This is a genomic window from Sphingomonas plantiphila (genome assembly GCF_046000505.1).
In the GTDB taxonomy this organism is placed as follows: domain Bacteria; phylum Pseudomonadota; class Alphaproteobacteria; order Sphingomonadales; family Sphingomonadaceae; genus Sphingomonas; species Sphingomonas plantiphila.
Genome location: NZ_JBELQC010000001.1, coordinates 957,705 through 972,918 on the forward strand (window position 1 = coordinate 957,705; position 15,214 = coordinate 972,918).

Annotated in this window: 11 protein-coding genes; 6 read left to right on the plus strand and 5 right to left on the minus strand. The window is 66.6% G+C overall.

Going from position 1 to position 15,214, the window contains the following annotated elements; all coding sequences use genetic code 11:
* Positions 1–41 precede the first annotated feature (41 nt).
* From nadB to ABS767_RS04670, 5 genes are all read left to right on the plus strand, one after another.
* Positions 42–1,634, plus strand: a complete 1,593-nt coding sequence (gene nadB, locus ABS767_RS04650) for an L-aspartate oxidase (RefSeq protein WP_408077189.1) — start codon at positions 42–44, stop codon at positions 1,632–1,634.
* A 132-nt stretch (positions 1,635–1,766) separates the two neighbouring features.
* Positions 1,767–2,861: a serine hydrolase gene (locus ABS767_RS04655; RefSeq protein WP_408077190.1), complete on the plus strand. Its 1,095-nt coding sequence runs from the start codon at positions 1,767–1,769 to the stop codon at positions 2,859–2,861.
* A 207-nt stretch (positions 2,862–3,068) separates the two neighbouring features.
* On the plus strand, positions 3,069–5,837 hold the full coding sequence (gene polA / locus ABS767_RS04660) for a DNA polymerase I (protein WP_408077191.1): 2,769 nt from the start codon (positions 3,069–3,071) through the stop codon (positions 5,835–5,837).
* The gene (locus ABS767_RS04665) at positions 5,834–7,105 is read left to right on the plus strand and encodes a cation:proton antiporter (protein ID WP_408077192.1); all 1,272 of its coding nucleotides are present in this window, start codon (positions 5,834–5,836) and stop codon (positions 7,103–7,105) included. Before polA ends, ABS767_RS04665 begins: the two co-directional genes overlap by 4 nt.
* Entirely contained in the window at positions 7,102–8,604 is a 1,503-nt protein-coding gene (locus ABS767_RS04670; protein WP_408077193.1) for a lipopolysaccharide biosynthesis protein, read from the plus strand. Before ABS767_RS04665 ends, ABS767_RS04670 begins: the two co-directional genes overlap by 4 nt.
* Positions 8,605–8,632: 28 nt before the next feature.
* On the opposite strand, the gene purH is transcribed toward ABS767_RS04670, so the two are convergent.
* From purH to htpX, 5 genes are read right to left on the minus strand one after another with little or no spacing between them, the layout of a single operon-like run.
* On the minus strand, positions 8,633–10,204 hold the full coding sequence (gene purH, locus ABS767_RS04675) for a bifunctional phosphoribosylaminoimidazolecarboxamide formyltransferase/IMP cyclohydrolase (RefSeq protein WP_408077194.1): 1,572 nt from the start codon (positions 10,202–10,204) through the stop codon (positions 8,633–8,635).
* Between the two features lie 40 nt (positions 10,205–10,244).
* Positions 10,245–11,993, minus strand: a complete 1,749-nt coding sequence (locus tag ABS767_RS04680) for a heparinase II/III family protein (protein WP_408077195.1) — start codon at positions 11,991–11,993, stop codon at positions 10,245–10,247.
* Positions 11,990–12,649: a ribulose-phosphate 3-epimerase gene (gene rpe / locus ABS767_RS04685; protein ID WP_408077196.1), complete on the minus strand. Its 660-nt coding sequence runs from the start codon at positions 12,647–12,649 to the stop codon at positions 11,990–11,992. The genes ABS767_RS04680 and rpe overlap by 4 nt, the downstream gene beginning before the upstream one ends.
* A gap of 24 nt (positions 12,650–12,673) precedes the next feature.
* The gene (locus tag ABS767_RS04690) at positions 12,674–13,957 is read right to left on the minus strand and encodes an RsmB/NOP family class I SAM-dependent RNA methyltransferase (RefSeq protein ID WP_408077197.1); all 1,284 of its coding nucleotides are present in this window, start codon (positions 13,955–13,957) and stop codon (positions 12,674–12,676) included.
* 45 nt (positions 13,958–14,002) lie between these two features.
* Entirely contained in the window at positions 14,003–14,965 is a 963-nt protein-coding gene (htpX, locus tag ABS767_RS04695; protein ID WP_408077198.1) for a zinc metalloprotease HtpX, read from the minus strand.
* A gap of 64 nt (positions 14,966–15,029) precedes the next feature.
* Here htpX and ABS767_RS04700 point away from each other — a divergent pair, with 64 nt between their 5' ends.
* Complete coding sequence (locus ABS767_RS04700; protein ID WP_408077199.1) at positions 15,030–15,191, plus strand: DUF1674 domain-containing protein; 162 nt, start codon at positions 15,030–15,032, stop codon at positions 15,189–15,191.
* Positions 15,192–15,214: the final 23 nt, after the last annotated feature.

Below are 15,214 nucleotides of genomic sequence, written 5' to 3' on the forward strand. Positions count from 1 at the left end.
TCGCATAGCAGCGCCCGCCATTGGTGCTTGAAGGAACGAGATTGGCCCACGACCCCCATCAAAGCGATGTGCTCGTCATCGGCTCCGGCGCCGCCGGCCTCACTGCCGCGCTCAACCTGGCGCAGCGCTTCAAGGTGACCGTGCTGGCCAAGGGCGGTCTGGACGAGGGGTCCACCGCCTGGGCGCAGGGCGGGATCGCCGCAGTGCTCGAGCCGGGCGACACGTTCGAAAGCCATATCGAGGACACGATGGTCGCCGGCGCCGGCCTCAACGACCGCGCGACGGTCGAGATGGTCGTCGAGAACGCCCCGATCGCGATCGAACGGCTGGTCGAACTGGGCGTGCCGTTCAACATGGACGGCAATGCGCTGCACCTCACGCGCGAAGGCGGACATAGCGCGCGCCGCATCGTCCATGTCGATGACGCCACCGGATGGGCGGTGCAGGAAGCTCTGATCCGCGCCGCGCGCGCCGCTCCCAATATCACGCTGGTTCCCGATATGGTGGCGATTGACCTCGCCACCAGCCGCCACGAACTTCGCTATTCCGGGGCGGGTAAGGTCTGGGGCGTATACGCCGTCAACCGCGCGACCGGACGGGTCGAACTTTTCACCGCCAACGCCACCGTGCTCGCGACCGGCGGCGCAGGGCGCACCTATCTGTTCTCCACCGCACCCAAGGGGGCGACCGGCGACGGCATCGCGATGGCGTGGCGCGCGGGGTGCCGCATCTCGAACATGGAGATGATGCAGTTCCATCCGACCTGCCTCTACAATCTCGACGTCAAGAATTTCCTCATCACCGAAGCGGTTCGCGGCGAGGGCGGGCGGCTGATCAACCCGCAGACGGGCAAGCGCTTCATGAGCGACTACGATCCCGAGCGGATGGAACTGGCGCCGCGCGACGTGGTCGCCCGCGCGATTGATGCCGAGATCAAGCGCGACGGCCTCGATTACGTCCATCTCGACATCAGCCACATGCCGGCGGAGTTCGTGAAGGGGCATTTCCCCAATATCTATGAGAAGCTGCTCGGCCTGGGCATCGACATGACCACCGGCCCGATCCCGGTCGTGCCAGCCCAGCATTATACTTGTGGCGGTGTCGTCGTCGATTTGGACGGTCGCACCGACCTGCCTGGCCTCTATGCCGCAGGAGAATGTACCGAAAGCGGGCTGCATGGTGCTAATCGTCTTGCCAGCAATTCGCTGCTCGAATGCTTCGTGTTCGGCGAGGCGGCCGCACGACACATCGCGACGCACTGGGACGATCTGCCGCCGCCGCCAGCGATCCGGCCATGGGACGAGAGCCGCGTTACCGATTCGGACGAAGAGGTCGTGATCAAGCAGAATTGGACGGAGATTCGACGGTTCATGTGGAACTATGTCGGGATCGTACGGACAACCAAGCGGCTCGAGCGCGCGGCGCACCGGATCAAAATGCTCAATGAAGAGGTGGCTGATTATTACGGCCATTTTCGGGTGACGCCGGATCTGATCGAACTGCGCAACCTGCTCCAGTCGGCCGAGCTGATCGTGCGAGCGGCGTTGCACCGGCACGAGAGCCGGGGGCTGCACTATACGCTCGATTATCCGGAAACATCGCCGGAGGCTGTCGATACCGTATTAGTTCCGTGAAAATTTGGTGGAATCTTCACGCTTTGGCTCCAATATCCCTACATTCGTCGCACATCCCGCGCTGGGCCCTTGAGCCAGATGCTGCGACGCCGCATGATCGCTTTGGGCAAGGGGCGTCGTATCGTGTTGGGGATGCAGGAGTTTACGATTCTTCAGCGAGCACTGACTTTGGCGGGGCTTGCCCCTGCGCTGCTGATCGGCGCAGGCGTGCATCGCGACGACCTACCCGAAAATCTCACACCGCCCAGCTACCGCGTATCGATGCCTGTCCCGGCCGCACCGCAGGCCGCCCCCGTGTTTCCCGCACCGGCCGCCCTGTCCGCGACGATCGCGTCGCTGTCGCGGGAATTCGGCGGAGTCGTTGGAATCTCGATTCGTAGTCTCGACTGGGGATGGCAGATCGACGCCAACGGCCAGCGCCGGATGCCGCAGCAGAGCGTGAGCAAATTGTGGGTCGCGATGACCGTGCTCGACGCGCGCGACAAGGGTCGGCTGACCCTCGACGATCCGGTCACGCTGACGCGCGAGAATCTGACGGTGTTCCATCAGCCTATCGCCACGCTAGTGGTACGCGACGGCGTGTATCGCACCACGGTGCGCGAATTGATGCTGCGGGCGATGCAGTCCAGCGACAACACCGCCAATGATCGGTTGTTGACCCTGGTCGGGGGTCCGCCCGCCGTGCGCGCCTTCATCGCCGAGAAGGGGCTGGGCGAAATCCGCTTCGGCCCGGGCGAGCGGCTGCTGCAGGCGGGGACCGCGGGCCTTTCGTGGAAGCCCGAATATTCGATGGGGCGCGCTTTCTACCAGGCGCGCGCCGCGCTTCCGGTTGCGGTCCGTCGGGCTTCGTTCGATGCGTATGTCGCCGATCCGCCTGATGGCGCGTCGTCGGGGGCGATTGCACTCGCGCTGGCGCGGCTCAAGGCCGGGGAATTGCTATCCCCGGCGTCGAGCAACTTCCTGATCAACGTGATGCAGGGCGCACGCACCGGCCGAGCGCGGATCAAGGGCGCGACCCCGTCCGACTGGAAGTGGGGCCACAAGACCGGCACCGGGCAGGATCTGGGCGGGCGCACCGCCGGGTTCAACGACGTTGGCATCCTGACCGCGCCCGATGGGAAGGCCTATGCGATCGCGGTGATGATCGGGGACACGTCCCGGCCGGTTCGCGAGCGCCAGCAACTGATGCAGGCAGTCGTCTCCTCGGTCGTCGCCAACCACCGTTAGTTCGGGCTCAAGCATCGGGATGCGCGGCGCTGGCCGTTCGGCTCGGTAGTGCGCATGCCCGACGATCTCGATCGCTACGACTGGACAGCTGCCGGAGCCGCGTTCGACCTGCGAGGTTAGGCGATGCTTCCCCGCCTGCTGGCGCCCGCGCGCCGCGGGTGTTCGTTGGGGCTTTGTTCCGCCCGATAGCTCGGCTATCCCCCGGCGATGCCTCATCTCTACCTAGTCGACGGCTCGAGCTTCATCTTCCGCGCCTACCATGTGCTTCCCAAGCTGACGAACAAGCATGGCGAGCCGGCGGGGGCGGTTTATGGCTATGTGTCGATGCTGTGGAAGCTCGCGAACGACCTGCACAAGGCGGAGGGGCCGACCCATCTCGCGGTGATTCTCGACAAGAGCGAGCATACCTTCCGCAACGAGCTGTACGACCAGTACAAGGCGCATCGCCCGCCCGCGCCCGAAGACCTGAAACCGCAATTTCCGATGATCCGCGACGCGACACGCGCGTTTAGTTTGCCGTGCATCGAGGAGCTGGGCTGGGAGGCGGACGACCTGATTGCCAGCTATGCCAAGGCGGCGCTGGCGCAGGGGTGGCAGGTGACGATCGTCAGCTCCGACAAGGATCTGATGCAGTTGCTGACCGAGCCCGGCATCGACATGCTCGACACGATGAGGGACCGCCGCATGGGTCCCGAGGCGGTGGTCGAGAAGTTCGGCGTGGGGCCGGACAAGCTCGGCGAAGTGCTCGCGCTGATGGGCGACGGCGTCGACAATGTCCCCGGCGTGCCCGGCGTGGGACCGAAGACAGCGGCAAAGCTGATCTTGGAGCATGGCGATGTCGAGGCGGTGCTCGCCGCCGCGCCCGAGATGAAGAAAAGCAAGCTGCGCGACAATCTGATCGAGCATGCCGAGATGGCACGGCTGTCGCGCAAGCTGGTCGAGCTCGCCAGCGACGTGCCGCTACCCGAACCGCTCGACGATTTCGTGCTCGACGGCATCCCCGACGCGCCGCTGCGCGCGTTTCTCGAACATCATGGTTTCAAGACGCTACTCGCCCGGCTGGGAAGCGTATCAACGTCGGTCGCCGATGCGCCGGTGGAAACGCATGAGGTCCCCGGGCTCGAGCCTGATCCGCCCTGCGACCACGACGGCTATGAAACGGTGACCGACGAGACCGCGCTGGATCGCTGGATCACGGTGGCGCGGCACCAGGGATGGATCGCGATCGACACCGAGACGACCGGAGTCGACGCGACGCGTGCCGAGCTCGTCGGGGTCAGCATGGCGCTGCATCCCAATCTCGCTTGCTACATCCCCGTCGCCCATGGCGGGACCGACATGTTCGCCGAAAAGCCGATCCAGCTCGACCGTGCCACGGTGATTGCGAAGCTGAAGCGGCTGCTCGAGGACCCGGCGGTGCTCAAGATCGGCCACAATCTGAAGTACGACCTGATCATCTTGGGGCGGCTTGGGATCGACGTCGCGCCCTATGACGACACGATCGTGATGAGCTTCGACCTCGATGCCGGGCTGCACGGCCATGGCATGGACGAGCTGGCGGCGACGCATCTGTCGCACAGCTGCATCGCGTACAAGGACGTGACGGGAAGCGGGAAGAAGCAGATCGGCTTCGCCGAAGTCGATCTGAAGGCTGCGACCCGCTATGCCGCGGAGGATGCCGACGTCACGTTGCGGCTGTGGCGGCGGCTCAAGCCGCGGCTCGCATATGAAGGTGCGACGCGCGTCTATGAGATGGTCGACCGCCCGCTCGTGTCCGTGATCGCGGGAATGGAGAGGGCGGGGATCAAGGTCGATGCCGGAGTACTCGCGCGCCTGTCCGACGAATTCGCCAAGCAGATGGCAAAGCTGGAGGAGGAGATCCACGGCATCGCGGGCTTCAAGTTCACCATCGGCAGCCCCAAGCAGCTCGGCGACGTGCTGTTCGACAAGATGGGGATCAAGGGCGGACGCAAGGGCAAGAGCGGCGTCTATTCGACCGACGTCAACGAACTTGAGCGGATCGCGGCGGACAAGGATTCGCCGGGGCGCGAGATGGTGGTCAAGGTGCTCGACTGGCGCCAGCTGTCGAAGCTCAAATCGACCTATACCGACGCGCTTCAGGCGCAGATCAATCCCGAGACCGGCCGCGTCCACACCAGCTACAGCCTCACCGGTGCGCAGACCGGGCGGCTTTCGTCGACCGATCCCAACCTCCAGAATATCCCGATCCGCACCGAGACCGGGCGGCAGATCCGCGACGCGTTCGTCGCCGAGCCGGGCAACGTCATCCTGTCGGCCGACTATTCGCAGATCGAGCTGCGGTTGGCCGCGCATATCGCCGATGTGCTGGCGCTGCGCGAAGCGTTCGAACAGGGCGAGGACATTCATAATCGCACCGCGACCGAGCTGTTCGGCGAGGTCAACCGCGACACGCGCGGGCGCGCCAAGACGATCAACTTCGCAATCCTCTATGGCATCTCGCGCTGGGGGCTGGCAGGCCGGCTCGACGTGACGCCCGACGAAGCGCAGGCGATGATCGATCGCTATTTCGAGCGCTTTCCCGGGATTAGCCGGTACATCGCCGATACGCTGACCGAGGCCAAGGCGCAGGGATATACGACCACGTTATTCGGTCGAAAGACGCATTTCCCGCGGATCAACGCAGCGAACCAGAACGAGCGCGCGGGCAGCGAGCGTGCGGCGATCAACGCACCGATCCAGGGGACCAGCGCGGACATCATCAAGCGCGCGATGATCCGGATGGGTCCGGCGCTCGCGGAAGCGGGGCTGAATGACGTGCGGATGCTACTGCAGGTGCACGACGAACTGGTGTTCGAACTGCCCGAAGGCGATGTCGATGCGGCTTCGGCAGTGATCCGCCGGGTGATGGAGACCGCGGCTCAGCCGGCGGTGACGCTGACTGTCCCCCTGGGGGTCGAAATCGGCGTCGGGCCGAGCTGGGGCGCCGCGCATTGACCGCGGTCGAGGCCAGCTTTGCGCCGCTGATCGACCTTTATATTCCGCTGCTTTTGGGCACGGGCGTCCTGATCCTGCTCGTGTCCTGGCTGCCGCTGGTGCTCAACAAGCTGCCGCTGTCGCTTCCGATCATCTGCGTGGGCTTCGGCGCGCTGCTCTTCTCGTTCGATCGCTTCACCCCATTCGCGCTGCACCCGATCGAAGGGCCGTTCCTGGTCGAGAAGGCCGCCGAACTGATCGTCATCGTCTCGCTGATGGGGGCTGGGCTAAAGATCGATCGCGCGTTCAGCTGGAAGAACTGGCGGCTGTGCGTGCGGTTGCTCGCCATTGCGATGCCGCTGACGATCCTGGCGCTCACCCTGCTGGGTCAGGCAATGCTGGGGGTTGGTGTTGCAACTGCGTTGCTACTCGCAGCTTCGCTCGCCCCGACCGATCCGGTGCTGGCGTCCGACGTGCAGATCGGCGAACCTGAATCGGAGAGCGACGACGAGGCACGGTTTGCATTGACCTCCGAAGCGGGACTCAATGATGCCTTGGCCTTTCCCTTCGTGCATCTGGCTATCGGTGTAGCCGCCGGGGGCTGGGCGATTTCCAACGTCGCTGCCTGGGCATTGGACGCGGTGGTGATCCGCATGGCGGTGGGGTTCGTCCTCGGCTGGGCGGGCGGCTGGGCGCTCGGCAAGATCATCTATCGCATCCCGGCGGACACCCAGCTTTCACGAACCGGCGACGGCTTCGTTGCGCTCGGTGCGACCCTGTTCATATACGCCATCACCGAACTGGCACACGGTTATGGCTTTCTCGCCGTCTTCGTCGCGGGACTGATGCTGCGCCGTGCCGCGCGGGACAATGACTTTAATGCGCGGATGCATGACTTCGCTGACGAGACGGAGCGGCTGCTAATGATGGCGTTGCTGGTGATGTTTGGCGGCATGTTGACCGCGGGCGGGCTGTTCGCGATGATCGGATGGGTCGAACTGGCCTTCGCGTTGGTCGCGCTCTTCATCGTGCGGCCGCTGGCCGGGTGGATCGCGCTGGCCGGGTGTCGGCTGGCACCCTTCGAACGGCCGGTCATCGCGTTCTTCGGCATCCGCGGGCTGGGATCGGTGTTTTATTTCGCCTACGGGATCAATCATGGCCAGTTTGAGGAGCCGGTGCGCCTGTGGGGCGCGCTCGGCGTGATAATCCTGATCTCGATCCTGCTCCACGGGACCACTGCGACGCACGCGATGCGGCTGCTCGAACGCGGCCGGAAGCAGGTGGCGTGAAGCAGGACGACGATCTCAACGCGCTCGCCAAGGGCGGGCGGACCAATATCTTCGGCTTTGCCCTGCGCCTCGCCGCGCGCCTGCCGTTCCTGTTCATCGCCGGGCGGCTCTATGGCGCGGATACGGTGGGGCGGTTCGCGCTCGCCGTCGTCGTGGTCGAACTCGCGGCGCTGCTCGCGACGCTCGGCCTGAAGCGCGGCCTCGCCCAGGCGCTCGCGTCGACCGACCGGCCGCACGCGCATGTCGTGTGGGATGGCATGGTCGTCGCCTTCATCGTCTCGATGATGGCGAGCGCGGTGCTGTTCCTGTTCCCCGAGCTCATGTTCCCCAACAGCGGCACCACCGGGCTCGACCGCTATCTTGCGGTGATCGTCTTCGCGATCGCTTGGTCGGACGTCAGCCTCGCCGCGCTCGCCTATCGCCATAATGTGAAGGCGACGGTGACCGCACGCGCGGTCATCGAGCCGTGGACCATCAGCATCGCAGCCTGGGGCTTTTACTATGCCTCGGCGCGCGATGGACTGATCATGGCCTATGTGCTGTCGATGGCGGCGGCGCTGGTCGCCAGCCTGATCCCCTTCATCCGCAGCTATGGCCTGCCCCATGGCTGGTCGCCGCGGGTGACGCCATTGCTTCAGCTTGCCCGGCGGAACATGCCGCTGGCGGGCGCCGACGCGATCGAATGGGGCACGCGCAATATCGACCGATTCATCCTGGGCCTGCTGTTCCCGCCGGCGATCGTCGGCATCTATTACATGGCGCAACAGGTCGCCTCGCTTCCACAGAAGCTCAAGACCAGCTTCGACCCGATCCTGGGCCCGGTGATCGCGCGCAACCTCGCCGCCGGAAACCGCGTCGCGATCGCGCATCAGGTCAAGCAGGTCGGCTTCTGGATCATCACGGCGCAGGCGGCACTGCTGTTGATGGGCGGCATACCGGCCGAAGGCGTGATGGGCGTGGTCGGGCCGCAATTCGTCGCGGGCGCGGGGGCATTGTGCTTCCTGCTAGCGGCCGAAGTGCTGGCGTCACCCGGCGCGGTGGCGGAGGCGGGGCTGGTCTATATGGCACGGCACCGCAACCTGATGGTGTCGATCCTGCTGCTCGGGTTCCAGGCGGCGCTGAGCTTTGCGCTGGTGTTCCAGATGCGCGCGCTGGGGTGGAGCGTGAACGTCCAGGCGGCGGGGCCGGCGGTTGCGCTGGCGCTGACGCTCGCGCTCGGCTCGACGATCAAATGCTGGATGCTGTCGCGACTGACCAAGGCGTCGGTGTTCAGCCTGCGTCCCGGCTTCGTCGCGGCGATCGTGGTGGCGGGGTTGGTCGGCTGGGGCTTCACCCGATTGCCGCACGAGCTGGAATGGCTCGAACTGTCGGCAGGTGTCCCGGCGATCTTCCTCGTCTATTTCGCGATCATCGGAAAATGGGCGTTCGGACCGGAAGATCGCCAGCTGTTCAAGAAGATGCCGAAGAGCGAACCGACATTGCCCGACGAAAAGGTGTGACCCGGCGGCGTCCGCGGAGCGGACTGCATCAGTGCCGGAAGTGGCGCATCCCCGTGAACACCATCGCCAGGCCGGCTTCGTCGGCGGCGGCAATCACGTCGGCGTCGCGAATCGATCCGCCCGGCTGGATCACCGCGGTGGCGCCCGCTTCGACCGCCGCGAGCAGACCGTCGGCGAACGGGAAGAAGGCGTCGGAGGCGACCGCGCTGCCAATCGTGCGGGGTTCGCTCCACCCCGCCTTTTCGGCGGCGTCCTTAGCCTTCCATGCGGCAATGCGCGCGGATTCGAGACGGTTCATCTGACCGGCGCCGACGCCGGCGGTGCTGCCATCCTTGGCATAGACGATGGCGTTCGACTTGACGTGCTTGGCAACGGTCCAGGCGAACAGGCAATCGGCGAGTTCGCGATCGGTCGGCGCACGCTGCGTCACGACCTTGAGTGCCTCCTGCGCCACGCGGCCGCTGTCGCGCGACTGGACGAGTGCGCCACCGGCGATCGTCTTGAGCATCAGCCCGGGGCGTGCCGGGTTGGGCAGTTCGCCGCAGATCAGCAGGCGAAGGTTCTTCTTGCCGGCGAAGATCGCCTTCGCTTCTTCGCTGGCGCCCGGTGCCACGACGACTTCGGTGAAGATATCGGTGATCGCCTGGGCCGTCTCTGCGTCGAGCGGGCGATTGAGGGCGATGATGCCGCCGAACGCCGAGACCGAATCGCAGGCAAGTGCAGCCTTGTACGCATCGACCAGCGTATCGGCCGTGGCGACGCCGCACGGGTTGGCGTGCTTGACGATCACGACGGTCGGCGGGCCATCGCGAAATTCGCTGACCAGTTCGAGCGCGGCGTCGGCGTCGTTGTAATTATTGTAGGAGAGTTCCTTGCCCTGAAGCTGCTCGGCCTGGGCGATGCCGGCGGTGGCGGGGCCAGCGGGCAGATAGAGCGCCGCCGCCTGATGCGGATTTTCGCCGTAGCGCAGCTCCTCACCACGCTTGAACACCATCGGCAACGTCTCGGGGAAGCGCTCGCCCTGATCGGCGAAGGCAAACCAAGAAGCGATGGTGGAATCATATTGCGCGGTCAGGGCATAGGCCTTGGCGGCGAAGCGCTTGCGGTCGTCGAGCGTCGTCTCGCCCTTTGCGGCGATCGCATAGTCGGCCGGATCGGTGACGATCGCGACAAAGGCATGGTTCTTGGCCGCCGAGCGGACCATCGACGGGCCACCGATATCGATATTCTCGATAATCTCGTCGCGGTCCGCACCCTTGGCCACGGTCTGCGCGAAGGGGTAGAGGTTGACCACGACCAGGTCGATCATGCCGATCGCGTGTTCGGACGCGGAGCCCATATGGCCTTCATTGTCGCGCACTGCGAGCAGGCCACCATGTACGACCGGGTGCAGCGTCTTGACGCGCCCGTCCATCATCTCGGGGAAGCCGGTGAGGTCGGAGATGTCGCGCACTTCCAGGCCCGCATCGCGCAATGCCTTTGAAGTGCCCCCGGTCGACACGAGTTCGACCCCCTTGTCGGCTAGCGCGCGACCGAGTTCGACGATCCCGGTCTTGTCGGAGACCGAGAGAAGGGCGCGGCGAATGGGGATGCTGGTCATGGCTTGGCGCTTTAATCCGCACGCATCAGGCTGCAACCCCTTACCGTGCCCGGTGGAAGAGCCAGGAGACACTCCCGCCGCCGGCCGGGGCCGCTCCCGTCAAGACGATCTGCTGCGTTTCACGTGGAATGCCCTTGCCATCGACCCACACGCTTTCTTCGATCGCAAGCTCGGCGCCACGCGCGCGGAACTGCCAGACCGCGCCCGATCGCGTGCGGAGCAGCGCACCGGAATTGTCAGCCGTGGGAGACGCCTCGACTCCGGGGTGAAGGTGAAACCGGATTGCGAACGGAACGTCGCCCTTGCCGCCACGCTTTGCCGCGGGAAGCAGGCTGTCTTCGCCGCGCACGTCGCGTCCGTCGGTGCCGAGTGCGACCGTGCGTCGATGGATGACTCCGTGGCGCCGGGCATAGCCATCGTGCGCGGCATCGATCCGGCTCGCGGTTTCGGTCTCCGTACGGCTCAGTTCCATCTCGACGACGCCGCGTCCGAGCGTGCCGTCGGGATGAATCGCCGTGGAGTTGCTGTCGCGCACGATCAGCGTCGAATGCGCGGCGGTGGTGCGCAGACCCTCGGTCAACGCCGACGGCAGGCGCAGATCGGCGCCCCGCGCGCCGCCGCAGCTCACGACGATCCGCTCCGCGCCGTCGGAAAATTCGATGGCGAGGGTGGAGGCGCAGCCGCCTGCCATCACCCGCGCGATCGGCGGCGGCGCAGCGTCCATGATCACGACGGTGCGCTGCTGCGCCAGCCGCTGATAGCCCCATTCATGCGCCTGACGCAGCGGCCGGACGCGCGCGCCGGTCGCTTCGATCGTCTGCTCGATGATTTCGCCCGAAAGCGGCAATCCCCCTTGCCAGCTCGCCAGCCCGCGATCGCCGTGGCAGACGCCGAGCAGCGCACTGACCATGCGGTCGAGCGTTTCGGTCACGAAGCCCGGCGCGTCGAGCCGCCGTGCCGCATAGGTTTCGCGCAGCAGGGTCAACAGCTGGATCGCATCGAGGAGCGCGAGCGGGGAGCGGCCGGTGATGCCGCCGTCGCGGTTGATCGCGCCGCCGAGTGCGCGGGAAAGCCCGGCTTCGCCGAACGCGCGGCGCGGATCACCCCCGGGGATCATCAGCCCGGCGGTGAGCACCCCGCACCAGGCGGCGATGCGCGGGGCGCCCAGCGGCGCGCGGTCGGCGGCGCGATCGAGATGGCGCGCGCCCCGGGCAAGTGCGTTGAGGACGGCCGAGCGATAGACGAGATCGGTGCTCGACAGGATCAGGGGCGCATGCGCCGCCCAGAACTGGATGCGGCGCCCCCACAGATCCGCGCGCCAGCCGGGATCGGTGACCCGCGCGGCATGCGCGTCCAGCCATTTGCGCATCAGCGCTTCCGCCCGGGGGGCCGCCTGTTGCCGGGTCGCGACGGTCGACAGGTCGCGCAGCCAGGAGAAGCCATGGAAATAGTCGGCAAAGGGGGCCGACCAGTCGGGCTTCGCCGGATTGAGCGTGACCACGTCATGGCTCTCGCCGCGGAACATCAGCCGCCCCTCGAGCAACGCGTTGCCGCGCGCCGGATCGCCCATGAACGGATCGTCGGTGACCGCGATCAGCTTGAGGGGGTGGCGGCCGCGCAGCCGCAGCGAATGGATCGGGGTGCGCCAGCTCATCCTGAAGAGGCGGTCGGAAACGCGATCGGCGAGCGACAGGCCGCGATCGCCACCGACCCGGATCAGGCGCTTGCCATGCTCGATCCCGTCAGCGGCCAGCCCGTCGGCGGCATCGTCGTCGCCGCCCCTGCTCACCCGGCTCTCAACGCCTGGATATTGTCGGCATAGGCGGTCGGGCCGCCCTTGAACGCAGCCGTCCCGGCGACCAGCGCGTCGGCGCCGGCGGCGATCACGCGTGCGGCATTCGAGCGATCGACGCCGCCATCGACTTCGAGATCGATGTGGCGCCCGCTGGTGTCGATCCGCGCGCGCAGGGCGGAAATCTTGGCGAGCTGACTTTCGATGAACTTCTGTCCGCCAAAGCCCGGATTGACGCTCATCACCAGGATCAGGTCGACCAGATCCATGACGTGATCGACGGCATCGACCGGGGTCGCGGGGTTGAGCACCACGCCCGCGCGCTTGCCCAGCGCCTTGATCGTCTGGAGCGTGCGGTGGAGGTGCGGGCCGCTTTCGGGATGGACCGACAGGCAGTCGGCGCCGGCTTCGGCAAAGGCCTCGAGCATCGGGTCGACCGGGGCGATCATCAGGTGGACGTCGAACGGCTTGGCGCTGTGCGGCCGCAGCGCCTTGATCACCGCCGGGCCGATCGTGATGTTGGGCACGAAATGCCCGTCCATCACATCGATATGGATCCAGTCGGCCCCCGCTGCGTCGATCGCGCGCACTTCCTCACCCAATTTGGCGAAATCGGCGGAGAGGATGGACGGGGCGATGCGGACGGGGGTCATGCGTTTCCCTTTACCACCTCGAACCTAGGCGGCAACTCGCATGAGCCGCACCATGAAAAACCCGTCCAGTCCGCCCTGTTCCGCGAGCATGCCGGGGAGCGTGCGCAGCCAGCCGCGCGGATCGACGGGAATCCCGTCAGGCAACTCGTCGGGCAGGACCGGATCGATCGCGAAGTCGGGGTGCTCGGCCAGGAAGCGCTCGATCTGCGCCTCGCCCTCCTCGGGTTCGAGCGAACAGGTGGCATATACGAACAGCCCGCCGGGGCGCACCCAGCGCGCGGCGCGGGGCAGAAGCTGCGCCTGAAGCTCGGCCATCTCGGCGATCAGGCGGGGGCGGACGCGATGGAGCACGTCGGGATGGCGGCGGAAGATGCCGGTGGCGCTGCAGGGCGCGTCGAGCAGGACGGCATCGGCCTCGAACCCCGGCTCCCACTTCAGCAGATCGGCGGTGACGACCTGTGCGGAAAGACCGGTGCGTTCCAGATTCTCGTGAAGTCGCGCGAGACGACTTTCCGAAACGTCGACTGCCGTGACGTCCCACCCGGCGGCGGCGAGCTGAAGCGTCTTGCCGCCGGGGGCCGCGCACAGATCCAGCGCACGTCCCGAACCGCTGCCGTTTCTGGCGCCGATCAGGCGGGCGGGAAGCGAGGCGGCGAGATCCTGAACCCACCACTCCCCTTCGGCAAAACCGGCGAGTTCGGGAATGCTCGTGCCCGCCGCGACGCGGACGTGGCGCGGGAGGAGGCTCTCGCCCTCGACCTCTGATTCCCCGCGCAGGGTGAGATCGAGCGGGGGCGGGGCGGCAATCGCGGCGCCCGCCGCATCGGCGACCCGCTCGCCCCAGTTGCCGGCGATCCGGGCATAGGCCGTGCCAGGGAGCGCGGGCGGATCGTTGAGCGCCGCATTCTGGCGCAGCAACGTGCCGAATACGCCATGGACCAGCTTGCGCGGGCCGCCATCGACCAGCGGCAGCGCGGTCGAGATCGCCGCATGCGGCGGCGTACCGAGCCGCAGCGCCTGGACCAGCGCGATGCGCAGCACGAAGCGTGCCTTTGCGTCGTCGGGCAGGCGGTTGCGCGTCGCGCTGTCGATCAGATCGTCGAGATCGGTGAGACGGCGCAGCACTTCGGCGGCGATGGCGTGTGCGAGGCCGCGGTCGGACGGGGCAAGGCCCTGGGTCGACCCGTCGAGCGCCTGTTCGATGGCAAGGCCACGGCGTAGCACGGCATCGAGCAGGCGGAGCGCGGCGCGGCGGGCGGGGACGCCGGGGGGATCGGCAGGGGGACGGGGGGTGGCAGGCCGGGGCATCAGCAGCCCCTACGCCGATTGTCGCGCGCGTTCACCCCCAAAGCATCATCCGCGTCGGTTGGGATCGAGCGCGCTGCCCCGGCGCGGCTTGGGCCGCATGCCGAGCGCGGAGGGGCGGTCGGCGGACACCTTGGGTGCGGGCTGCGCGAACATGTCCAGCGGAGCGCTTGCGCCCATTGCGAGCGCCATCTCCTCGAGCGCGGCGATGCGGTTGCCGGTGTCGGGATGGGTCGAGAACAGGCTGTCGCCGCCGCGCGAGAGGCCCGGGACGATATAGAGCTGCGACGCGGCCGGATTGCGTTCGGCCACCGGGTTGGGAATGCGCTGTGCGCCCTGAGCGAGCTTGGCGAGCGCAGAGGCCAGCGCGCGCGGGTTGCCGGAAATCTCGGCACCGCCCTTGTCCGCGCCATATTCGCGAGTTCGGCTGATCGCCATCTGGACGATCATCGCGGCAAAGGGTGCGACGATCACCGCGAGGATGGTCGCCAGCATCGCGCCGCGATTGTCCCCGCCGCCGCGGAAGAACAGCCCGAAATTGGCGAGCATCGAGATCGCCCCGGCGATCGTCGCGACCATCGTCATGATCAGCGTGTCGCGATTGCGGACATGCGCGAGTTCATGCGCCATCACGCCGGCAATCTCGTCGCGATCGAGCAGGTTGAGCAACCCGGTGGTCGCCGCAACGGCCGCATTTTCCGGATTGCGGCCGGTGGCGAAGGCGTTGGGGTGGGGCGAATCGATGATGTAGACCTTGGGCATCGGCAGCTGCGCGCGCTGGGCCAGCCCGGCGACGAGGCCGTGGAATTCGGGGGCGCTGGCCGCATCGACCTCGCGCGCGCCGTGCATCTTCAGGACGATCTTGTCGGCGTTCCAATAGGTGAAGACGTTCATCCCCACCGCGAACAGCAGCGCCAGGATCATCCCGCCGCGCCCGCCGATGGTGAAGCCCAGGGCCATGAACAGCGCGGTCAGCGCGGCCAGCAGCATCGTCGTCTTGAAACCGTTCACTTGTATGCGCTCCTTTGCGCCCCCAATGTGGGATGGATCGCCATCTGCTTCAATCGAGGATCGCATGGGCCAGCGCCCGCCGCACGTGAAACCACCCGCCTACCTCTCCAAAAGTCCGCCTCTGCCCAAGCCGGCCGAGGGGAAAAAGGCGGAGACGGACCCGCTCGGCGCCGATCCGACCCGTTATGGCGACTGGGAGCGCAAGGGCATCGCCGTCGATTTCTGAAACGCGCGCGGAACGAAAGCGGG

What these genes read in the sequence shown, in the direction of transcription:
- ABS767_RS04655 (WP_408077190.1), top strand. Translation starts at nt 1,767, where the DNA reads ATGCAGGAGTTTACGATTCTTCAGCGAGCACTGACTTTGGCGGGGCTT.
- polA (WP_408077191.1), top strand. Translation starts at nt 3,069, where the DNA reads ATGCCTCATCTCTACCTAGTCGACGGCTCGAGCTTCATCTTCCGCGCC.
- purH (WP_408077194.1), bottom strand. Translation starts at nt 10,204, where the DNA reads ATGACCAGCATCCCCATTCGCCGCGCCCTTCTCTCGGTCTCCGACAAG.
- rpe (WP_408077196.1), bottom strand. Translation starts at nt 12,649, where the DNA reads ATGACCCCCGTCCGCATCGCCCCGTCCATCCTCTCCGCCGATTTCGCC.
- ABS767_RS04690 (WP_408077197.1), bottom strand. Translation starts at nt 13,957, where the DNA reads ATGCCCCGGCCTGCCACCCCCCGTCCCCCTGCCGATCCCCCCGGCGTC.
- ABS767_RS04700 (WP_408077199.1), top strand. Translation starts at nt 15,030, where the DNA reads ATGGGCCAGCGCCCGCCGCACGTGAAACCACCCGCCTACCTCTCCAAA.